20 protein-coding genes and 1 tRNA gene are annotated in these 20,776 nt (G+C 60.9%); 18 read left to right on the top strand and 3 right to left on the bottom strand.

Translation table 11 applies throughout. The features are described 5' to 3' along the window. Window positions 1-27 precede the first annotated feature (27 nt). Complete coding sequence (locus FH975_RS09790; protein ID WP_162321213.1) at window positions 28-1,428, top strand: FAD-binding oxidoreductase; 1,401 nt, start codon at window positions 28-30, stop codon at window positions 1,426-1,428. On the opposite strand, the gene FH975_RS09785 is transcribed toward FH975_RS09790, so the two are convergent. Then, window positions 1,369-3,177 carry an FAD/NAD(P)-binding protein gene (locus tag FH975_RS09785; protein ID WP_162321212.1) on the bottom strand — a complete coding sequence of 603 codons (1,809 nt, stop codon included), beginning with the start codon at window positions 3,175-3,177 and terminating at the stop codon, window positions 1,369-1,371. The genes FH975_RS09790 and FH975_RS09785 overlap by 60 nt on opposite strands. A 108-nt stretch (window positions 3,178-3,285) precedes the next feature. Here FH975_RS09785 and FH975_RS09780 point away from each other — a divergent pair. Further along, a tRNA-Ser gene (locus FH975_RS09780) sits at window positions 3,286-3,374 on the top strand. Between the two features lie 182 nt (window positions 3,375-3,556). Here FH975_RS09780 and FH975_RS09775 read toward each other — a convergent pair. Next, window positions 3,557-4,051 (bottom strand): CinA family protein, encoded by a 495-nt coding sequence (locus FH975_RS09775; protein ID WP_162321211.1) that lies wholly within the window; start codon window positions 4,049-4,051, stop codon window positions 3,557-3,559. A 210-nt stretch (window positions 4,052-4,261) separates the two neighbouring features. Here FH975_RS09775 and FH975_RS09770 point away from each other — a divergent pair, with 210 nt between their 5' ends. From FH975_RS09770 to FH975_RS09730, 10 genes are all read left to right on the top strand, one after another. Continuing rightward, window positions 4,262-5,521, top strand: a complete 1,260-nt coding sequence (locus FH975_RS09770) for a Zn-dependent hydrolase (protein ID WP_162321210.1) — start codon at window positions 4,262-4,264, stop codon at window positions 5,519-5,521. Between the two features lie 116 nt (window positions 5,522-5,637). Continuing rightward, a complete protein-coding gene (locus FH975_RS09765; RefSeq protein ID WP_328821853.1) occupies window positions 5,638-7,308 on the top strand; it encodes a DNA polymerase III subunit gamma and tau in 1,671 nt (556 codons plus the stop codon). Window positions 7,309-7,500: 192 nt separating this feature from the next. Further along, window positions 7,501-8,058, top strand: coding sequence for a hypothetical protein (locus tag FH975_RS16955; protein WP_328821852.1), 558 nt, complete (start codon window positions 7,501-7,503; stop codon window positions 8,056-8,058). 11 nt (window positions 8,059-8,069) lie between these two features. Next, on the top strand, window positions 8,070-8,666 hold the full coding sequence (gene recR, locus FH975_RS09760; protein WP_153078875.1) for a recombination mediator RecR: 597 nt from the start codon (window positions 8,070-8,072) through the stop codon (window positions 8,664-8,666). A gap of 362 nt (window positions 8,667-9,028) precedes the next feature. Then, complete coding sequence (locus FH975_RS09755; protein WP_162321209.1) at window positions 9,029-10,006, top strand: transporter substrate-binding domain-containing protein; 978 nt, start codon at window positions 9,029-9,031, stop codon at window positions 10,004-10,006. An 87-nt stretch (window positions 10,007-10,093) separates the two neighbouring features. Beyond that, window positions 10,094-10,948, top strand: coding sequence for an amino acid ABC transporter permease (locus FH975_RS09750; protein ID WP_162321208.1), 855 nt, complete (start codon window positions 10,094-10,096; stop codon window positions 10,946-10,948). A gap of 41 nt (window positions 10,949-10,989) precedes the next feature. After that, on the top strand, window positions 10,990-11,667 hold the full coding sequence (locus FH975_RS09745) for an amino acid ABC transporter permease (protein WP_162321330.1): 678 nt from the start codon (window positions 10,990-10,992) through the stop codon (window positions 11,665-11,667). Further along, a complete protein-coding gene (ehuA, locus tag FH975_RS09740) occupies window positions 11,651-12,484 on the top strand; it encodes an ectoine/hydroxyectoine ABC transporter ATP-binding protein EhuA (RefSeq protein WP_202923173.1) in 834 nt (277 codons plus the stop codon). The genes FH975_RS09745 and ehuA overlap by 17 nt, the downstream gene beginning before the upstream one ends. Window positions 12,485-12,569: 85 nt before the next feature. Beyond that, window positions 12,570-13,853 (top strand): aspartate kinase, encoded by a 1,284-nt coding sequence (locus FH975_RS09735; protein WP_162321207.1) that lies wholly within the window; start codon window positions 12,570-12,572, stop codon window positions 13,851-13,853. A 187-nt stretch (window positions 13,854-14,040) separates the two neighbouring features. Continuing rightward, complete coding sequence (locus tag FH975_RS09730) at window positions 14,041-14,955, top strand: 3-methyladenine DNA glycosylase (protein ID WP_162321206.1); 915 nt, start codon at window positions 14,041-14,043, stop codon at window positions 14,953-14,955. Here the strand turns inward: FH975_RS09730 and FH975_RS09725 are convergent. Then, window positions 14,952-15,605, bottom strand: coding sequence for an NADPH-dependent F420 reductase (locus FH975_RS09725; RefSeq protein WP_162321205.1), 654 nt, complete (start codon window positions 15,603-15,605; stop codon window positions 14,952-14,954). The genes FH975_RS09730 and FH975_RS09725 overlap by 4 nt on opposite strands. Before the next feature lie 151 nt (window positions 15,606-15,756). Between FH975_RS09725 and FH975_RS09720 the strand changes: the two genes are divergently transcribed. The 6 genes from FH975_RS09720 to FH975_RS09695 all read left to right on the top strand — a co-directional run. Continuing rightward, window positions 15,757-15,936: a ribbon-helix-helix domain-containing protein gene (locus FH975_RS09720; protein WP_162321204.1), complete on the top strand. Its 180-nt coding sequence runs from the start codon at window positions 15,757-15,759 to the stop codon at window positions 15,934-15,936. Beyond that, on the top strand, window positions 15,933-16,154 hold the full coding sequence (locus FH975_RS09715; protein WP_162321203.1) for a hypothetical protein: 222 nt from the start codon (window positions 15,933-15,935) through the stop codon (window positions 16,152-16,154). The genes FH975_RS09720 and FH975_RS09715 overlap by 4 nt, the downstream gene beginning before the upstream one ends. Window positions 16,155-16,395: 241 nt before the next feature. Next, window positions 16,396-16,650 carry a phosphoribosylformylglycinamidine synthase subunit PurS gene (gene purS / locus FH975_RS09710; RefSeq protein ID WP_153078882.1) on the top strand — a complete coding sequence of 85 codons (255 nt, stop codon included), beginning with the start codon at window positions 16,396-16,398 and terminating at the stop codon, window positions 16,648-16,650. A gap of 6 nt (window positions 16,651-16,656) precedes the next feature. Then, window positions 16,657-17,433 (top strand): phosphoribosylformylglycinamidine synthase subunit PurQ, encoded by a 777-nt coding sequence (purQ, locus tag FH975_RS09705; RefSeq protein ID WP_162321202.1) that lies wholly within the window; start codon window positions 16,657-16,659, stop codon window positions 17,431-17,433. After that, window positions 17,430-19,781, top strand: coding sequence for a phosphoribosylformylglycinamidine synthase subunit PurL (gene purL, locus FH975_RS09700; RefSeq protein WP_162321201.1), 2,352 nt, complete (start codon window positions 17,430-17,432; stop codon window positions 19,779-19,781). Before purQ ends, purL begins: the two co-directional genes overlap by 4 nt. A gap of 189 nt (window positions 19,782-19,970) precedes the next feature. After that, window positions 19,971-20,776: ice-binding family protein (locus FH975_RS09695; protein ID WP_162321329.1), on the top strand; the 806-nt coding region annotated here is incomplete at its 3' end.

The raw sequence follows: 20,776 nt of genomic DNA, 5'->3' as shown, positions 1-20,776 counted from the left end.
ACCACATGTGAGAAGAAGCAGGCCTTCATGACCACTCAGCAGAAAATCCCCGCCCACTCCCCCGTGGTCCGTGACCTCATCGCCGCGCTCGGCGACAAGGTCTCTACCGCACCGGAAATTCTGGATTCCAGGGCTCATGACCGTTCGTACCACTCTTGGGAGCCGCCGCTAGCGGCGGTGCAGGTCTCAAGCACTGCCGATGTCTCTGCAGCACTGCGGATCTGCCACCAGCACCGCACTCCGGTGGTTCCTCGCGGTTCTGGCACCGGACTCGAAGGGGGCGCCAACACAACTGCTGGGAGCATCTGCTTAGATGTTTCCGGGATGAATCAGGTTCTGCGCGTCGCTGCCGATGACCTCTATGCCACGGTCGAGGCGGGGGTTATGAAGTCTGAGCTCAACGAGGCCCTGATAGAGCACCAGCTGCAGTTCGCAGCTGGCCCGGGGATCGACGCCAGCGTAGGAGGCATGACCGCCACGTCGGCCAGCGGAACCACTGCTGTTCACTACGGAACCCTGAAGGAGAACGTGCTTGCGCTGACGGTCGTGCTGGCTGACGGTTCGGTGGTCAAGACGGGCTCGACCACAAAGAAGAGCTCTTCCGGATATGACCTCACCCATCTGTTCGTGGGATCTGAGGGCACACTGGGAGTCATCACCGAGGTGACGCTTTCCCTACATCCGATTCCCGAGACCGCGCGAATGGGCGTCTGGTCATTGCCTTCGCTGCAACAGGCAGTAGACCTGGTGGTGAAGGCCCTCCGATCCTCCCTCCGGCTGACCCGTGTGGAACTGTTGGACCGGGTCACCGTTGACGCGCTGGCCAAGTACACCGGCTACACCGCACCGGTGACGGAAACACTCATGGTTGAATTCGTCGGAGGCCCCTCGGAGGTGGAGGATCAGTATTCTCGATTCGCTGCGCTGGCAGAGGCGTACGACGCCGCCGAGCACGCCTCCACTACCGACCCCGAAGAAGCTGCCCACCTGTGGCAGGCGCGTCATGATGCGCTACCAGCCGCGCTGGCGCTGATCCCAGGATCTGCTTCACTGACCACTGACGTGTGCGTGCCGATATCCAAGCTGCCTGAGTGCATCCTCGCCACCAAGGAGGATCTCAGCACGACCGGTTTGATCGCCCCAATCGTGGGCCACGTGGGTGACGGCAATTTTCACTTGGCGATCCTGCTGCCCCCGGGGGATGAAGAAGCTCAGCAGAAGGCGCACCAGCTGAACGCTCGCCTGTTGGACAGGGCTTTGGCCGTAGGCGGAACGTGCACCGGTGAGCACGGCGTCGGGCTCGGGAAGGTCAGCGCGATGGCCAAAGAACACGCCTCCGCTATAGCGACTATGCGCACGATCAAGACCTCACTGGACCCTCACGGCATCTTGAACGCTGGGAAGATCCTGGCCCCTGGCGGCGGCTGAGGCGACCTCGGCAGCCGCGGCATCTGCGTCAGCCAGAGCTCGCGCCGATCCACGCGTGTCTCCGCCGGCTTCTGCTGCGATTGCTGTCCCCCACTGAACGGAGGACAACTGCAGCCCCAAGACATAGATTTGTCCTGCGCTTCCGTCGGCGTGGATCAGCCGGTGAGGTTCTGCTGTGACATTGAACCCCTTGTGCACATGGGCTTGCCCACCGGATTCGATGACCGCTGGGGTCGCAAGGCCGTGGTCGAGCAATCCCCGAACCAGTGGCGACCGCGCCTGGGTGATACGGTTCGGCGGCATCATCGCCTCAATCATGTGCTCAGCGGTGTATCGGGCACCTTGAACGGCGGCCGAGTCAGCAATAAATGCACCCTGTGTGGTGTCTACGCCGTAAACCGGCTCAGGGCCCAGGAACTCCACAATTCCGGCCCGTGCCAGGGCGGCCAGCTCCTCAATACGCTGCACCGGCGGCCCAGATGCCAGTCCTTCTACCAGCGGTTCGAACCAACCCTCGATGTCGCGCAGCACCGAACCCTGTTGGATCCGCCGGTCAGCCACCAACTTTTTGATCTGAAGTCGGGCCGCATGGAGGGCATTGGCCGCCATCTTCTCTGGCGAATCCTCCTCTGCGGCTGAGGAGGAGGCATCATCTTCCAGCCACTGGACCAGGGTCTGCTGATATTCCTGGGGTGAGGTCCAGCTGCGGTGTTGAAATGGTTTGGCATACGCGATGACGTCGAACGTTCCAGACCCGCCGTACTGCGTATAGGTCGCCTGGATGTCCTGTTCAATCAGCGGCCACAGGTGGGCGGCAAAGTCCAGCTCTGAGTGCTTGGCAATCAGAGCGTTCGTCACCTCCGGCGTCAGATGAGCTAGCCGGATTCCTGAGGGCACGAACCCTGGTGCGAGTGTCTTCGCTCGGTAGGGTGTCCCGCGCCGCGAGCCCGCGATCAGATGAGGTTCGTCGCCGGACGCCACATACGTGTAGCGCTGTCCTGGTGCGGGGTCGGGGTTGAGTCGGAATTGTCCTCCCCGCCCCGCAGTCACCTGGATCATCAAGTCGAAGAAGTTGAGTCCGAGTCCGCGCACCAGCACATTCTGACCTGGCCGGAACAGTCCGTAGTCCACGTCGACTGGGATAGCGGGGCCCTGGTAGTGCAAGCCATGGTCTTCGGCTTGCGCAGCGAGGTGTGCAGGCCCTGCGGCCAGTTCAGCGTCCAAGTGTCCAATAGCGAGCACGACCGCGTCTGCAGTGCGTTCCACGTCTGCAGTTTCAAGCAGGTACTGATCGTTCTGCCGTGTCAGGCCGGTCACTTCCGCTGAGATGTGTTCTACGGCTACTCCGCGACCGCGGAGGTGTGCCGAGGCTTCCTTGTTAATCCACGCCAGGTAGGTGCCATATTGCCTGCGGGTCGGGTAGGAGACGGCGTCGTCGTCGAAGCCCGCAGTGGCGCAGAACTCCAGGAAGCTGATGGAGCACGACGACGCGGGCAGACTGCGGCGAGTGCCACCTGAGGGAGCTGCGGTGGGGAAGGACGCCGGGGTGTTCATGAGGTACAGCGGAGATTGGTTAGGGTCCCACACACGTCCTGGGCCGGGAGGCGCGGGATCAAAAACAAGGACTTTGAGCTTGCGTCGCTGCCCCGGGCTGCAACGCTCCACATAGGCCAGGAGACGTTCAAGGAATGAGGTGCCCCGTGGTCCGGCTCCGACCACCGCGATCACATACTCGTGCTGATTACTCACTGTCTCCACATTACCGGGTGCTGCTGGAGCGGCTACTTTGCTCTGCGAGCGCTTGGCCGCTAACCTAGGGAGTCGCGTCAAGAGCGAATATCGCACCTGACGTGACTAGGAGGCGTGCCGGAGCGGCCGAACGGACTTCACTGCTAATGAAGGATCCCCTTAACCGGGGATCGGGGGTTCAAATCCCCCCGCCTCCGCGAATTGAGCAACGGCAGGACTCTGGCCTGAAACATTGGCCTGATTCCAGCGTTGTGACACTGGCGCATAGTTCCTCTGAAGACACATCTGAGGGCCCGGGCTACTGCCCCGCCTCGGGCGGGGCCTCTCTGTTCCGGTCTCCTCGAGAGCCGCCAGCAGGCTGCTAGGGACGCCCCGGGGCTTATTGAGTGTGCTTCACCAAAGCAGATCGCAATAGTTGCAAGGCGCGGAGCTGCGTTTGAGCAAGTATCTCCAAAGGTTCCCCGGAGAAGTGATGACGTTCCGTTTCGACGTGTCCCCCGGCTTCCGCAGCCAGCCAGGTTGTCCCTGGAGACTGTCCCTCCTGCCCATCTGGTCCTCCAGCTCCACTGGCTGCTACGGCTGCGTCAGCTCCGAACACGGCGGTCACCCCTTCAACCATGCTGACGACCGCCTCTTGGGATATCACCGGTCCCTCAGGCACTCCAAGCACGCGGTGCTTGGCCGAAGACTGATACGCGACGACACCCCCGACCAACCACTGGCCGGATCCTTTCGCCGCTGCCAACTGATTGACCAACTTTCCGCCGGTGAGCGATTCTGCCACCGCCACTGTCAGCCCTTCGTCGGCGACGATCTTGCCGATCTCAGCAGCCACCTCCGCGGCTTGCTCCTCTAACGTGGCAGGACTCTCCATGTCCGTTCCCTTCTGCAGCAACTTGCACTCTTAGGTTCGACACGGGCCCCTGGTCAGCCCCTGGCTGGGAGACGAACCTCGAAGAACAGACACAAGCGTTGAACGAACCGGTGACGCGATTTTAATGGGTCCAATGACCTCACCGTCAAGCTATGGTGTACAGCACGCACCTCCAGACATTCAAGCCCCATACAGATTAGGCATTCGGCCATGACACAGCATGTGGAACTCGCAGATCACGGAGAGCACATGATCAGTGACCTCCAGGCTCTGGCGACCATGGTCGACGATTCTGCTCCAGGCTGGTCTCGCGTGGCGCTGAGCGAACTCGACGTTACGGGCCGTCACTGGGTGCTCAGGCAGATGATCGAGGCAGGTTTGGACGCGCGCATCGATGAAGCTGGAAACGTGCTCGGCCTTCTCAAGGGTGACCGACCTGGTGCCGGGACGATCATGACTGGCTCGCACACTGACACCGTGCCTGGTGGTGGGAGGTTCGACGGTAACGTGGGCGTCACTGCTGCCCTGGAGGTTGTGCGCACCCTACGGGCCAGCGGCACTCGATTGGCTCAGGATCTCTTGGTCGTCGACTTCTTCAACGAGGAGCCGAACCGTTTCGGCATCAGTTGCGTAGGTTCGCGTGCGCTGACCGGAACTCTCAGCGCGGCACACTTGAATGCCCAAGACGCGGCCGGAACAAGGTTCGGTGACGCACTCCTGGAGGCACGGATCGACCCGTCGCAGGTCGGCAGAGCCGTCAAGGACTTCACCGGCGTCATCGCGTTCGTCGAGCTTCACATCGAGCAGGGCCCGCATCTTGAAGAGCAGGGAAACCGGATCGGCCTGGTGACCTCAATCACGGGCATCAGCCGGTTTCGCGGAATCTTCCACGGCAGACGCGATCATGCCGGCACCACTCCCATGAACAGACGTCATGACGCTGGATGTGCAGCTGCGGGCACCGTTCTAGCAGTGGAGTCCATCGCTTCGGATCGTCAGACCAGCCGGGGCACGACTGGGAGCGTCACCTTCACGCCCGACGCCGTCAACGTGGTCTCGGAAAGAGCGGAGGTCCGTGGGGAGTTCCGGAGTCCAGATGCGCAGTGGCTGACCCAGGCCCGGGAGAAGCTGCTGACTGCCGCCTCGCAGCACGGAGAACAACGCGACGTGACGTTGGAACTCGAGTGGCTTCCCGGGGAAGAGCCGGTCGCCATGTCAGATCCCCTCCTCAACACTGCTTCCCGGGTGGTCTCGGATATGGGGCTCTCCCATACGAGAATGTACAGCGGTGCCGAGCATGACGCGTCGCAGATGGCCAGACAAGTGCCTACTGCAATGATCTTCGTTCCATCGCGCGATGGCCGGAGCCACTGCCCGGAGGAATTCACCGAGACCGCCGATATCCTCGCCGGCGCCGAGGTTCTCCTCAACACGATCATCCGCATCTCGACACAGCACTCGTCCATGTAATACGGCCCTAAACAACATTCTGCAGCGGCCGCCCGCGACCGATGAACGGCGGAATGTTCCATAGACTGAGTCGCTTCCCTCGCGCCGGTTCTGAGGCGCACGGTAAGGTCTAGTTCGTGAGCACTGCCCTGTACCGCCGTTACCGTCCTGACACCTTCACCGACGTCATCGGACAGGAGCATGTCACAGCCCCGCTAGTCACCGCCCTCGGCAAGGATGCGGTCTCCCACGCCTACTTGTTCTCCGGACCTCGCGGTTGCGGAAAAACCACGTCAGCGCGAATTCTGGCCCGCTGCCTGAACTGCGCTGAAGGTCCTACCGGTGAGCCCTGCGGGACATGCGAATCGTGCCGGGACCTGGCCTCCGGAGGACCGGGTTCACTCGATGTCATTGAGATCGACGCCGCCTCGCATGGGGGCGTCGACGACGCCCGCGACCTGCGCGAGCGTGCCACCTTCGCCCCAGTCCGCGACCGCTACAAGATCTTCATCATCGATGAAGCACATATGGTCACCGCGGCTGGCTTCAATGCGCTGTTGAAGATTGTCGAAGAGCCGCCGGAGCACATCAAATTCATCTTCGCGACCACCGAGCCGGACAAGGTGATCGGCACCATTCGTTCGCGGACCCACCACTACCCCTTTCGGCTCGTTCCCCCCGAACCGCTCCTGGAGTACCTGGAGCGGCTGTGCACTGCAGAGAGTGTGGAGGTCGCGCCAGGTGTGCTGCAGCTGGTACTGCGAGCCGGCGGCGGCTCGGTGCGCGACACCCTCAGTGTGTTGGACCAACTCATCGCCGGCGCCGAATCTCGCGGTCTGGACTATGACCGGGCGGTGGCACTCCTGGGCTTCACCCACGCCGCACTGTTGGATCAGGTGGTGGATGCCGTCTCCGCCCTCGATGGAGCAGAAGCGTTCCAGGTGGTGGACCGGGTCATCCAGTCCGGACAGGACCCCCGCCGCTTCGTGGAAGACCTCCTGGAGCGGCTGCGGGATCTGATCATCGTGAAATCTGTGCCCGAATCACCGCAAGCTATCCTCCGCGGGGTCCCCGAGGACCAGATCCGCATCATGCAGAACCAGGTCGGGCATATCGGCGCTGCAGAACTGACTCGCGCAGCAGATATCACCGCCACAGCACTGACAGAAATGGTCGGCGCCACCAGTCCCAGGTTGCACTTGGAACTGCTGATGGCGCGGCTGCTCCTCCCACACGCAGAATCCGGACAAGCCAGCGTCGCAGCGCGACTGGAACGGTTGGAGCGCCGTATGGACTTCACCACCGGCGCTGGCACAACGCCTCCTGGCGAGGCCCCCACAGGCGGACAACCCGCAGAATCAACGACGCCTGCCACCGAACCAGAAATCCAGCGGCGCCAGACCACCCCCGCGGAGGTGCCTCATCAGCAGTCAGCTGCACCCAGCAGCGAGCCTGCTCCGCACAGTCAGCCAGAGCCCGGCAGACCTGCAGCAAGCCCTGAACCTGCTCCTAAAGATAAGCCAGAGCCCCAGCAGTCTTCAGCTCCCCAATCCGCCGGACAGACCGAACGCATGCAACAGGCCTGGCCAGATGTTGTAGAAGCTATGAAGTCGCGCTCACGTGTGCTGTGGATGCTCGTCAAGGGCAATGTGCAGGTCACGAGATTCGATGGACAAACAGTGGCGCTGGCGTTCAGCAATGATGGGGCACGGAACACTTTCACCAACCGTGGCGGTGAACAGGCCCTCACTGCGGCAGTTCAGGAAGTCGTGGGCATCAGCGTTCGCTTCACTCTCGGTGGTCAGTGAGCACAACCGCAGGCTCGATCCCACCCACCCGGCGGTGGAGCACACCCAAAAGCTGAGGGCCGGACTGAATCGTCAGCTCCGGCCCAGTCCACACCCGCACCCGCACCCGCAGAGCCTTCCAAGGCGACACCCGAACCTCCAGCGCCTTCGCGAACCGCGCCAGGACACGCTCCTCGTGGACCGCGCGCAGCGGTGCACGAGGCCGAAGCCGCCTCCACACCCACACCGCCTGATGACGGGTGGGTGCCACCCCTTGAGGAGCCGCCTGACCTTCCGCCGCCGGAATCGGGCTACGGCTCTCCTTCCCCCCACTCCGCATGGGGACAAACAGGAGACCCCCAGCAGGATGAACCCTCCTCCCGACGTATCCCAGAGAAGCCGGTTGTGCCTGCCTTCGCGCGGCGAGCCAACCGGGCTCAGGCTCCAGACTCTGGACCCGAGGTCAGCAGCAACGGTGTAAACCCAGCAGCCTCGGCAGCACCCAACGGCACCGGAGCAGAAATCCGCAGCAGGCTTGCATCCCGTCAGTCAGGGGCATCATGGACTGCGACCGCAGAACGTCCAGAAGACCTCTATGACACCTCACCCCCTCCAGACTGGGCCGAGGCCCAACCACCATCGGCGGATCTTGAAGAAGTCGCCAGTGAAGACGACGCCGAGCTAGAGCATTCAGGCGTGTTCGGGCGCAAAGCCATTGAGCGGATACTCGACGGAGTGCTCATTGAAGAGCGGCGTCTCAATGAGCCGTAGACTAGACGATTGTGTATGAAGGCGCAGTCCAAGACCTGATCGACGAGCTCGGTCGACTCCCCGGCATCGGTCCAAAATCAGCTCAACGGGTGGCTTTTCACATCCTCGAAGCCGATTCTGACGATATGCGGCGATTAGCTGAGGCAATCCGCACGGTCAAAGAGAAGGTCCAATTCTGCGAAGTCTGCTTCAACGTCTCCGAAGAGTCCCGCTGCCGGATCTGCCAGGACACAAGGCGCGAAGATTCGTTGTTGTGCGTTGTCGAAGAATCCAAGGACGTCATGGCAATCGAACGCACACGCAGCTTCCGGGGCAGATATCACGTGCTGGGCGGGGCTATTAACCCCATTGCCGGTGTGGGCCCCGACCAGCTTCGCATCAGGCAACTGCTGAACCGGCTCTCCGACGAGACCATCCAGGAGGTCATCATCGCGACTGACCCCAACCTCGAAGGAGAAGCCACCGCCACCTACCTGGTGCGAATGCTCGGGTCTTTGGGTATTCGCATTACCCGGCTTGCTTCCGGCCTACCTGTCGGCGGCGACCTCGAATACGCCGATGACGTCACCCTGGGCCGGGCCTTCGAGGGCCGCACCTCCGTAGGCTGAACCCCCGCTTCACCTTGCTGATTCCGGGGCCGCCGCCCAAAGATCGTGCTCGCGCTGGAATGGTTATTGACTTGTGATGTGAAGTATCGAGATCGATATTCCCGATCAAATCCACCGGCCGCAGTCACTAATGTTGACGCGGATGTAGGGCGATACGCCGAAATCACGCCAGAAATTCAACACTGCCTTCACACCCCGAAATGCGTCCCGGCCGGGCTGCATTCGTTTTGTAAAACCTTGGTAAATCCTTAGCGTAGGGGTAGATGTTGCCTGAACGCAGTCGTAGGATTGTCGACAACCCTATGGTTGTGTAGGGCACCCTCATCGCACACACGACACGAGGAAACATGAGGTACCAACTGATGAGCTTCAAAACTTCTACGATGCGCGCCGGAGCTCTCTCCGCCGCTGCGCTGCTCGTTCTGACCGCCTGCGGTGACAATGGCGATGACAACGGCGAAGAGCCGGATGACGCCAATGGTGCCGCCGAAGAGAATGGCGACGTCGACACCGATGACGACAACGGCGTGGAGGACGACGCTGACGCCGATGAAGACGCGGATGCCGATGCCGATGGCGAGACACTGACCATTTCACTCTTCGGTGAAGAGCCGTACTCCTGGATCGACGAAGAAACCGGCGAGCCAACAGGCGCCACCATCGCAGTCGCCGAGGAGATCTTCGTCGAGCGTCTGGGGTATGAGGTCGAGTTCGAAGAAGAGTCCAATTGGGACAACCTGATCCCCGGTCTCGGCGCCGGACACTGGGATGTGGTGTCAGCTGGCATGTCCATCAACTCCGACCGGTGCGCCGAGGCAGCCTTCGGCGAGCCTGAGCTGGTCTACACCACAGCCTTCCTGCTGGAAGAAGGTAATCCTGCAGGGGTCGAGAACTTCGAGGACCTCGTTGACGCCGATCTGGATGTCATCGCCCTGAGCGGTGCGGTCGAGTCCGGCTGGATGGATGAGGTCGGTGTGGACCATGACACTGTGGACAGCGCCGCAGACGGCGTCGACTTCGTCGAGGGTGGCCGTGCAGACGTCTTCGCCCTGACCGCCATCTCGCTGGAGGCAATGGCCGGTGACATTGAGGGCCTGGAGGTCACAGACTCCTTCGCCCATGAGCTCTCCGTGGGTGCCCACGCATTCCGTCTGGACGACCAAGACCTGGTTGATGAATTCAATACGGAGCTGGAAGAGCTCATGGACTCCGGTGAATACCTGGACCTCGTCAGCGAGTTCGGCTTCACCGAAGACGAGATGCCACCGAGTGGTCTGACGGCTCAGGAACTCTGTGAAGAGGACCCTGAAGAGCTGACTGAGCAGTACCTTGACGACTGATAGTTGAGTCGCCCATTGGTTGCGGCCGGCACCTGCGGGGGCCGGCCGCAACTTCTGTCACCGCACTGCTGACTGAGGGGAAAACCTATGGAGTTCTTCGAAGATTGGCCGCAATACTTCGAAGTCGCGATCAACTGGTCTGACCGACTGCTTGCAGGGCTTTGGACGACTGTTCAGCTCACCCTGTTCGGCGGGATCTTAGCTTTTCTGATCGCTGTCACACTCGGACTGTTAGCCGGAAGCCCGAATCGCTGGATGAGAATCCCTGCACGAATACTCATCGAATTCTTCCGCGGCATCTCACTGGTGGTGCTGCTTTTTTGGCTGATGTTCGTTCTGCCGCAGATTTGGATGCGCAATCCAGATCTTCCCCTTCGGGATCTGGTCTACAACACCTTTCTTCTCGGCGTAATCGCCCTGGGTCTGAACTACGGCGCCTACGGGGCCGAAGCGGTACGCGCATCGCTGACCACCGTTGCCTCCGGACAGTGGGAGGCAACAACCGCACTGTCCATGTCCTGGCCGCACAAGATGCGCCGCGTCATCTTCCCTCAGGCCTGGGCGCTGATGCTGCCCTCCCTGTCCAATCTGTGGATCCATCTGCTCAAGGGCAGCGCGATCGCCTACATCATGCCGTTCGTCAGTGACTTCACGGCAGAGCTCAATCAGCTGCGCCGACCCACGGACATCTGGTTCTCCCACGCGTTCATCGGCCTGGTCGTCTATTTCATCCTGGCGCTGATCCTCACCCTTTTCATGCAGACGCTGGAAGCCCGAGCCAAACACAAACTGGGACGAGGCCCCTCACTGAAGGAAATCCTCTCCCCCGCGCCTAAGGCCATTCCGAGTGAAGCTCCTGCCACGGCACGAAACACCGAGTCCACGAACATGGCTGGACCCGGCGCCCCAGCGAAGAGCCCGTCGGAAGGAGGTGCTCGATGATGACCAGCAGAATCAACGCTGCCGAGATCGACGACCCCTCAATGGTCGACGAGGAAGAAATTCGGCAGAGTCCGTTCTGGGACTGGGACTTCGCTTTCGATGCTTTCCCCGACATCTTCATGGCCTTCCTCGAGGTCACGATCCTCGTGACGGTTATCGGAACGCTGGTGGCCGCTGTGCTAGGACTCATCATCGCCATCCTCATCATGGTGCTGCCACGACCTCTTGCGTGGTGTGTGCGTTGGCTCGCGAACTTCATCCGCATGACCCCGATTGTGGTCCAGCTGATCTTCGTCTTCTGGGCATTCGTCTGGATGGACGCGCTGACCATCGGCATCATTGTCTTCGGCATCCACTACGCCACCTACATGTCCGAGGTCTACCGCGCTGGCATCGAATCGGTGCCCAAAGGCCAATGGGAGGCCACCACGGCATTGTCCATGTCAGCCGGGCGCACCTGGCGCAAGGTCGTCATCCCGCAGGCCCTGCGCTCCACGGTGCCCTCACTGGGCAATTACGCCATCTCCATGTTCAAAGACACACCGTTCCTGCTGGTCATTGGCGTGGCAGAGATGGTCACCGTCGCCGGTGAAATCGGTGCACCAGTCTTCCGGTCCACTGAGGTGTACACCATCGCTGGTCTGCTCTTCCTCGCAGCCAGCTACCCCACCGCTGTCCTCATCAACCGATTGGAGAAGCGCCTTGCCTACGCCCACTGACGCTGCCGGCACCCAGCCTGAAGCCGCGGCGTCGTTCTCACCATCCGACACCCCGGTGATCAAGTTCGTCGACGTCGAAAAGCGCTTCGGCGACAACATCGTGCTCAAAGACCTCAACTTCGAAGTCGCTCAAGGCGAGCGGGTCACACTGATCGGCCCATCCGGGTCAGGTAAGACCACGATCCTGCGGCTGGTGATGACCCTCGAGGAGCTCACCGGCGGTTACATCTACATCGATGGCCAACCCCTGACCCATGAGAACCGTGACGGCAAAAGGGTCCCGGTGTCCAAGAAGGACCAGAAGAAGCTGCGCACGCGGATCGGCATGGTCTTCCAGCAGTTCAACCTCTTCCCCAACATGACAGTGTTGGAGAACATCATTGAGGCTCCCATTCATGTGCTGGGCCAGTCCAAAAAGGACGCGATCGCCAAGGCACACTCCCTCCTTGAGCAGGTGGGCCTTCCGGACAAGGCTGACTCCCACCCCAGCAGCCTCTCCGGGGGGCAGCAGCAGCGCGTGGCGATTGCCCGCGCACTGGCTATGGACCCTGAGATCCTTCTCCTGGATGAAGTCACCTCAGCCCTGGACCCCGAGGTGGTCGATGACGTCCTCAACATCCTGCGCCAAGTCGCTGACACCACGAATGTGACAATGCTCATTGTCACCCATGAGATGGGATTCGCTCGTGATGTCAGCCATAAGGTGATGATGTTTGACGGCGGTCACGTGGTGGAAGAAGGCCACCCAGACAAGATCTTCACCAACCCTGAACAGGAACGCACCCGGAAGTTCCTCTCCGCGGTGCTGGGGCACTGAACGACGCCTGAACCTGTCACACTTGACCACATAAACTGGTGGCCAGCCCACCAACCAACCTCACCGGGAGTGAGCAAATACCTCTATGAGTCTCATAGTCCAAAAATACGGCGGATCGTCCGTGCAGGACGCCGAATCCATCAAACGGGTCGCCCGGCGGATCGTCGAAACCAAGAATGCCGGCAACCAGGTGGTCGTGGTCGTCTCAGCCATGGGCGACACCACCGATGACCTGTTAGATCTGGCGGGCGCGATCTCCACCACCCCGCCGCTCCGGGAAATGGATATTCTGCTCTCTTCAGGTGAGCGCATGTCCATGGCCCTGCTCGCCATGGCCATTCACGAACTTGGGGAGACTGCGCAATCCTTCACCGGCTCGCAGGCCGGCATGATCACAGACGCCATCCATGGCAAAGCCCGTATCATCGAGGTCTCCCCCCTGCGCGTCCAAGAAGCGGTCGACACCGGCCATGTGGGGATCGTCGCGGGGTTCCAGGGAATGAGCCGGGAATCGAAGGACATCACCACCATGGGACGCGGGGGTTCTGATACCACCGCAGTGGCCCTAGCTGCTGCCCTCAACGCGGACGTCTGTGAGATTTACACCGATGTTGATGGTGTCTTCACCGCAGATCCACGGGTTGTCTCCACAGCCCAGAAGATTGATTCCATCTCCAGTGAAGACATGCTGGAGATGGCCGCTGCCGGAACCAAAGTCCTGCACCTGCGCAGTGTGGAGTACGCCCGCCGTTTCGGCGTGAAGCTCCATGTACGGTCCTCCTTTTCCGATAAGGAAGGCACCTGGGTCATCCCAGACGAGTCAGACAAAGTCATCATTAAGGAAGGCGAACCCTTGGAACAGCCCATCATCTCCGGTGTCTCCCACGACGACACTGAAGGCAAGCTGACGATTACCGGGGTGCCGGATGTGCCCGGCAAGGCCGCCGAGATCTTCAATCACATCGCCGAGGCCGGCATCAACATCGACATGATCGTCCAAGATGTGTCCATGGAGACCAAGACGACCAATATCTCCTTCACCCTGCCAGGTGCCGACGGTGATAAGGCACAACGCATCCTGCTGGAGCACAAGGACGTCATCGGCTTCCAGAACCTGGACTTTGTCCCTCAAGTCGGCAAGGTATCACTGGTGGGTGGGGGCATGCGCAACCATCCCGGAGTTTCTGCACGCTTCTTCACCGCGCTCAGGGATGCAGGTATCAACATCGGACTGATTTCCACTTCAGAGATCCGTGTCTCGGTCATCACTGATGTCGAGCTGCTGAGTAAGGCGGTCCAGGCCATCCACACGGCCTTTGACCTGGACTCCGACGAAGAGGCGAAAGTCTACGCCGGTACCGGGCGCTGACCGCCGACCAACGACTCAGGGCGGCAGGCTTCCAGTCTGGAGGCCTGCCGCCCTGAGCTTAAGGTGCGAGTTGACATTTCTAGTTTAGCGAAATCTCAGCCTCAGTTCAGCTATGGCTCGGTTTTCGGCGTTGTACTCCATGTTTCCTGAAAACCAGCGGTCCCACTCCCGGTATTCTTAGGGGACGATGCCCCCTGCCTCCCCGACCTTAGTGTTCCTCTCACCGGAAGAGCATCAAGAGCGCGCGATACTCCATCATCGAGCTGTCAGCCGCTATACCGAGGGCTTCCTGACTCGGCGCAAGGCTGGTAAGAAACACCCTGTAGAGGATTTCCTGTTCACCTACTACTCCTATAAGCCCGGGCAATTGGCTCGTTGGCATCCCGGCATCGGCGCCGTTTTGCAGGCCGTAGGGGACTCCGAGCAGGCCGACTGGCGCTTCTACCAGCCCGTTGAGGATGGCACAGCCGCCGGCGGAGTGACCGTAGATGTGGACACCTTCAGCTCAGCACGGTCATCCATCATCGACTTCGCTCGACGCCTGCTGAGTACAACGGTGGAGCGGCCAACCCAACTCGGGTGTTTCGGCCTGCACGAGTGGGCGATGGTCTACCGGTCCCGCGAACACGGCCAACGCCACGACCAGGTGCCGCTGCGTCTGGGCGCACAGGGCACCGATGAAGTGGTCGAGTCTCTGAGGATCACCTGCACGCACTTTGATGCATTCCGGTTCTACACTCCCTCCGCCAAACCGCTCAACACTGTGCAGCCTCTCCGCGAGAATCAGATCCGAATGGAACAACCAGGCTGTTTGCACGCGAATATGGACCTCTACAAGTGGGCCTATAAGCTCATCCCGGCTGTCAGCAGCGATCTGCTTCTGGCCTGCTTCGATCTAGCGTGGCGAATCCGCGAACTGGATATGCGCGCCTCCCCTTACGACCTGCAGGACTGGGGATACGACCCAGTACGAATCGAGGAACCAGCAGGCCGCGCGCAGTACACCCGGGCCCAGCAGGAGTTCTCTCGCGAGTCCCAAGTACTGCGGGGTCAGCTGCTGAGCGTTCTCGACCGGTTGCCCGGCGCGCCTGCTTCTAGCTAGGCGTTAGTCAGGACTCGGTGACACTGGTCCAGCAGTGACCTCATCTGCTCAGCGTTGTGGCGACCGTTGAAAATTTCGGTCCCGTTCTCCAAGGCCTGACCGGCGGCGAGTGGGCCTGCGTCCACGGCGTCATAGCCCAGTGAGTCGATGAAGGCAGCAACCAACTGTTTGGCGTCGTCGTCATCAGCAGCCACTGCGAGCGCACGCCGACCCGGGGCTCCTGCCGGGTGAGACTCCACCTCCAGTTCGCCGTAGCCGATGTGGTTGAGCGTCTTCACGAGTCGCACCTGCCCAAAGAAGTCTGCAATCACTTCGGAGGTGGAGGGGCCGGATTCAAACTCGTCCATCACACCGTCGACCGGTGCCCAATAGTTCATAGTGTCGATGACTACGTGGCCGCGCAGGACATCTGTGTCGATGCTGCGGTACTTGTGCAGAGGCACTGCCACGATGATGATGTCGGAGCCTCGCAGGTCCTCTTTTTCAACAGCCTGGGCGCCGGGAACAATCACCTCGGTGAGCAGTTGGATGTCATGGGCCGGCTTCCCGGTAGCGATGTGTACGGTATGCCCAGCGCGGATCGCCTGGCGTGCTACTGCCGTGCCGACTCTCCCGGCGCCCAGGATGCCGATGCTCAGCTGCTGTGTCATGAGGTGCCCCTCCGCTATGTGTTTCAAATTTGAAGTACCAGTGTCTGCAACACCTGGAGCACTCAAACTCTTCCCAGAATTCACCAATTGTGGTTGCTATCACCGGCCTCGCGGTATTTCGGATCAAATTCTAGTTTGCTAGCATACTTGCATGACGGAGAAAAAAACCCAGTTCAACGTATATCTCCCGCCGGAGCTCGTGCGCGCCATCAAACACCGCTGTATCGATGAGGGCACCTCGCTCTCCTCCTTCGTCGAGCGGATCCTGGGTGACTATTTGGAGAAGAACGCCTCCGCATCCGCCACTGCAGAAAAGGAGCCAGCACAGTGACCATGCCCTCCCTTCCAGCACTGACCGTCCAGCCCATCCACTTCACCTCCGACTTCGAGTCTTGGGACCGGTTCTATCGGCAGCTAGGAGTGGAACCGGCTGCATCGGACGATGACTTCTTGGGACGGGCTCTGGCATGGTGCTGCTCAGAGAGGTCACTGCGTAGAACGCGCCGTGGATCGAACGGCGTTGCCACAACTCCCCCGGCCGGTCTATGAGTGTGGCAATGACAAGCAACGGGAGAGTACCCAGCACAGGCAAGTCGCCGCCAACAGCACCATCGTCCCGAAAACCGTCCCCCCGAGACATTCACTTGTCAGGTTGGTGTTGCGTCGTCAGGCATCTATAAGGAGGCTGAAGGCTCAACAACTCCCTGAAAGCCACCATGAGGCGCGCACACGGCGCTCCCAGGTAGGATTGTGAACTGGTCCATTCCGAACACAGCCCCAGGAGACTTACGTGCCTACGATCGTCGTCGAGGTCATGCCCAAGCCTGAGATCCTCGATCCGCAGGGCAAGGCCATCGCCAACGCACTCCCCCACCTTGGATTCACCGGCTTTTCTAGTGTCCGCCAAGGCAAACGGTTCGAACTGAACATCGACGGCGAGGTCACTGATGAGCTTCTCGAATCCGCTCGCACCGCGGCCGCTGAGATGTTGTCCAACCCAGTGATCGAGGATGTCGTATCCGTGACCGTGGCTGAGGGCCTGTAACCGCACATGACCGCAGAAACTCCGCTCATCGGCGATCACACCGTTCCTGAGACTTCACCGCTGGCTGGCGCCCGCATCGGCATCGTCACCTTCCCCGGCACATTGGACGACCGCGACGCCGCCCGCGCTGTCCGTCTCGGTGGAGGCACCCCCGTGCCGCTTTGGCACGCGAACGACGCTCTCCATGGGGTGGACGCCGTCATCCTTCCTGGTGGGTTCAGCTACGGCGACTATCTGCGCGCCGGGGCAATCGCCCGTTTTGCACCGGTGATGAACACAATCGTCGCCGAAGCTGGGGCAGCCGCAGGTTCCCCACTGCCCGTATTGGGCATCTGCAACGGCTTCCAGATCCTCACGGAGGCGCACCTGCTTCCCGGCTCAATGATCAAGAATGACCACCTGAAGTTCACCTGCCGCGATCAGGTGCTCCGGGTTGAGAACACTGAGACTGCGTGGACCTCGCAGTTCACCCAGGACGAACTCATCACTGTGCCCATGAAGAACCAGGACGGGCAGTACGTCGTCGACGACGCAACGCTCCATGCTCTAGAAGACCAGGGCCGTGTGGTCTTCCGGTACGTCGGCGCCTCCCCCAATGGCTCAAAGAACGACATTGCTGGAGTGGCCAATGAGCGAGGCAACGTAGTGGGTCTCATGCCGCACCCGGAGCACGCAGTGGAAGCCGGCTACGGCCCCGACGACGCCACCGGGTTACGCGAAGGAACAGACGGACTGACGATTTTCACCTCCGTGGTCTCGTCATTGACTGGGGGGAATGCGTGAGCGATTTCAACATTGACACAGTAGAAAACGCCGGGGATACCCCGGAAACTGAGCTTCCCTGGGCCGAACTCGGTCTGAAGCAGGATGAGTACGATCGTATCCTCGACATTCTCGGCCGGCGGCCCACTGCGGCAGAGCTTGCCATGTATTCGGTGATGTGGTCCGAGCATTGCTCTTATAAGTCCTCCAAGGTTCACCTGCGTCAGTTCGGCGACAAGGTCACAGAGGAGATGAAGAAGGACCTCATGGTGGGCATCGGCGAAAATGCCGGTGTCACCGACCTTGGCGAGGGTTGGGCGGTGACCTTCAAGATCGAGTCACACAACCACCCCAGCTACGTGGAGCCCTATCAGGGTGCCGCGACCGGGATTGGGGGGATCGTTCGCGACATTATTTCCATGGGCGCGCGTCCGGTAGCGGTGATGGATCCGCTGCGCTTCGGCGACATCGACCACCCGGACACTCAACGTGTGCTTCCAGGCGTCGTGGCCGGAATCGGCGGCTACGGAAACTCCCTGGGACTGCCCAATATTGGCGGGGAAGTCGTCTTCGATTCTGTTTACCAGCAGAACCCGCTGGTCAATGCTCTCGCGGTAGGAGTTCTCAAGCACGGGGATTTGCGCCTTGCCAACGCCTCCGGGGTCGGCAACAAAGTGGTGCTCTTCGGCGCCCGCACTGGTGGTGACGGCATCGGAGGTGCGTCCGTCCTGGCCTCTGAGTCCTTTGACGACACCAAACCCTCTAAGCGCCCAGCAGTACAGGTGGGTGACCCGTTCGCAGAGAAGGTCCTCATTGAATGCTGCCTGGAACTTTTCCACAATAATCTGGTCGAGGGGATACAAGACCTGGGCGCGGCAGGGATCAGTTGCGCGACTTCCGAGCTGGCCTCCAATGGTGAGGGCGGGATGCATGTAGAGCTGACCGATGTGCTGTTGCGGGACCACACCCTTACTCCTGGTGAGATCCTCATGTCGGAGTCCCAGGAACGCATGATGGCGGTCGTCACACCGGAAAACGCTGAGGCGTTCGAGGCCGTCCTGGCGAGATGGGGTGTTGAATTTTCCTGGCTTGGTGAAGTCACTGACACCGGCCGACTCATCATTGACTGGGACGGCGAGACCATTGTCGACGTCGACCCACGGACGGTCGCCCACGATGGCCCCGTCTATGAGCGCCCATACCATCGCCCCGCCTGGCAGGATGAACTCCAGGCCGATACTTTTCGCTCAGCGGAAGCAGGCCAGGGGCTTCCCGCTTCAGCTGAGGAGCTCGGCGAGGCCGTTCTGGACCTGATGACGAGTCCGAATATGGCTGATAAGTCCTGGATCACCGATCAGTTCGATCGTTTTGTGGGCGGCAATACCGCGCTGTCTCAGCCGGATGATTCAGGTGTCATCCGGGTTGACGAGGCGACCGGCCTCGGGGTGGGGTTGGCTACTGACTGCAATGATCGCTATGCCTACCTGGACCCCTACGCGGGTGCTCAGCTGGCTCTGGCTGAGGCCTACCGCAACGTTGCCACTGCTGGAGCGGTCCCGCTGGCTGTCAGCGATTGTCTGAACTTCGGCTCTCCAGAGGACCCGGAGGTCATGTGGCAGTTCGCTGAAGCCGTGCGCGGGCTCGCGGATGCCTGCATGGAACTCGGAATCCCGGTGACCGGCGGCAACGTGAGCCTCTACAACCAGACAGCCGGACGAGCCATCCACCCCACTCCGGTAGTCGGGGTTCTGGGCAAGTTTGACGACGTCTCCCGGCGCACCCCATCCGGTTTTCAGCGGTGGGCAGACGGCCAGGCGATCTACCTTCTGGGCACCACTCGTGATGAGCTGAACGGTTCTGAGTTTGCCCGTCAACGCGGTCACCTCGGCGGCCTACCACCCGCGGTGGACCTGAACGTGGAGAAGACTCTCGGCGAGATCCTCATCAACGCTTCACGGGATGGAATGATCGACGCCGCCCACGATCTCTCAGAAGGTGGACTAGCTGCCGCATTGGCAGAGATGAGCCTGCGCTTCGGTGTGGGGTCACGTACCTCGGTGCATGAACTGTGTGAGCGAGACGAGCTGGACCCTTTCACCGCACTGTTCAGTGAGTCCCAGGGACGTGTCTTAGTCTCACTGCCACGCTCGGAGGAGCTGAGATTCACCGATATGACCACTGCTCGTGGTTTCCCCGCACTGCGTTTGGGCGTGGTTGACGCCGAGTCCGGAGGGATTGAGGTGGCCGGCCCGTTCCCCGACGGTAGCTTCGGCATCGGCCTCGACGAACTCAAAGAAGCCTGGAGCTCAGTGATTCCATCGAAGTTCGGCCAGGTCAACGCTGGAGTTACGACCACGACAACAGATTGACTAGCGCGCTAGCTCTCTCTAGCGTCCCGACTTAGTTTAGGTTTCACTCCACGAACCTCCTGGCGCCGTTGCACCGATCGCAAACCTGCGTATTGTGCATTGTCCCCCAACGGCGTACTGTCAGAGCATCTAGGGACTCCACCGTGCTGATCAGCACTTATGGTGTTCCCCCCAGGAGGAAAAGTGAATATGTATCTCAGCTCGCCGCAACGAGTATCAGCACTCCGGCGGGCGGGATTCGGCCCTTGGGCTGTAGCTGCACTGGCAGCTGTGCTCGCCGCTTTTCTCGCAATCTCGGCCTCGCTGGCGTTCGCCTCGAATGCACATGCCGCGACTCCTCCCACCCTCGGCACGGTCGGGTCCTACTCAGTGCTCGGTGCAGAAACCGTTACCAACACCGGCCCCACTGTCCTGAGCGGTGATCTCGGAGTGAGCCCCGGAACGGCGATCACGGGCTTCCCACCCGGTCTAGTGCTAGGCACGATTCATGCCGGAAACGCCCAGGCCGGGCAGGCCCAATCAGACTTGGGCAGCGCGTATACCGACCTCGCCGGCCGTGAAGCCACTGCAAGTGTCTCGGCCGACCTGGGAGGACAAACATTCGTCGAGGGTGTCTACTCTTCCAGTGGGCCCTTGGGGCTGACCGGCACGGTGACATTAGATGCACAGGGAGATCCCGACGCCGTCTTTATTTTCCAGGCAGCATCAACCCTAATCACTGCAACGTCGAGCACCGTCGCTCTCACCAACGGCGCACAGGCCTGCAATGTCTACTGGCAGGTAGGGAGCTCCGCAACACTGGGTACTAACACCACGTTTGCCGGGTCGATCCTGGCGCAGGCTTCAATTTCGGTCAACACGGGAGCAACCGTGGAGGGACGCGCTCTGGCGAGGACTGGTGCTGTCACGCTGGACAGCAATGTTTTCAGCGCCCCGGGCTGCGAAACCTCACCGCCGACCGAAGACCCCACCGAAGACCCCACCGAAGACCCCAC

This window comes from Nesterenkonia haasae (genome assembly GCF_010119385.1).
Lineage (GTDB): Bacteria > Actinomycetota > Actinomycetes > Actinomycetales > Micrococcaceae > Nesterenkonia > Nesterenkonia haasae.
Note: the sequence above shows the minus strand (reverse complement) of the source record. Positions and strands in the feature narration are given on the sequence as shown.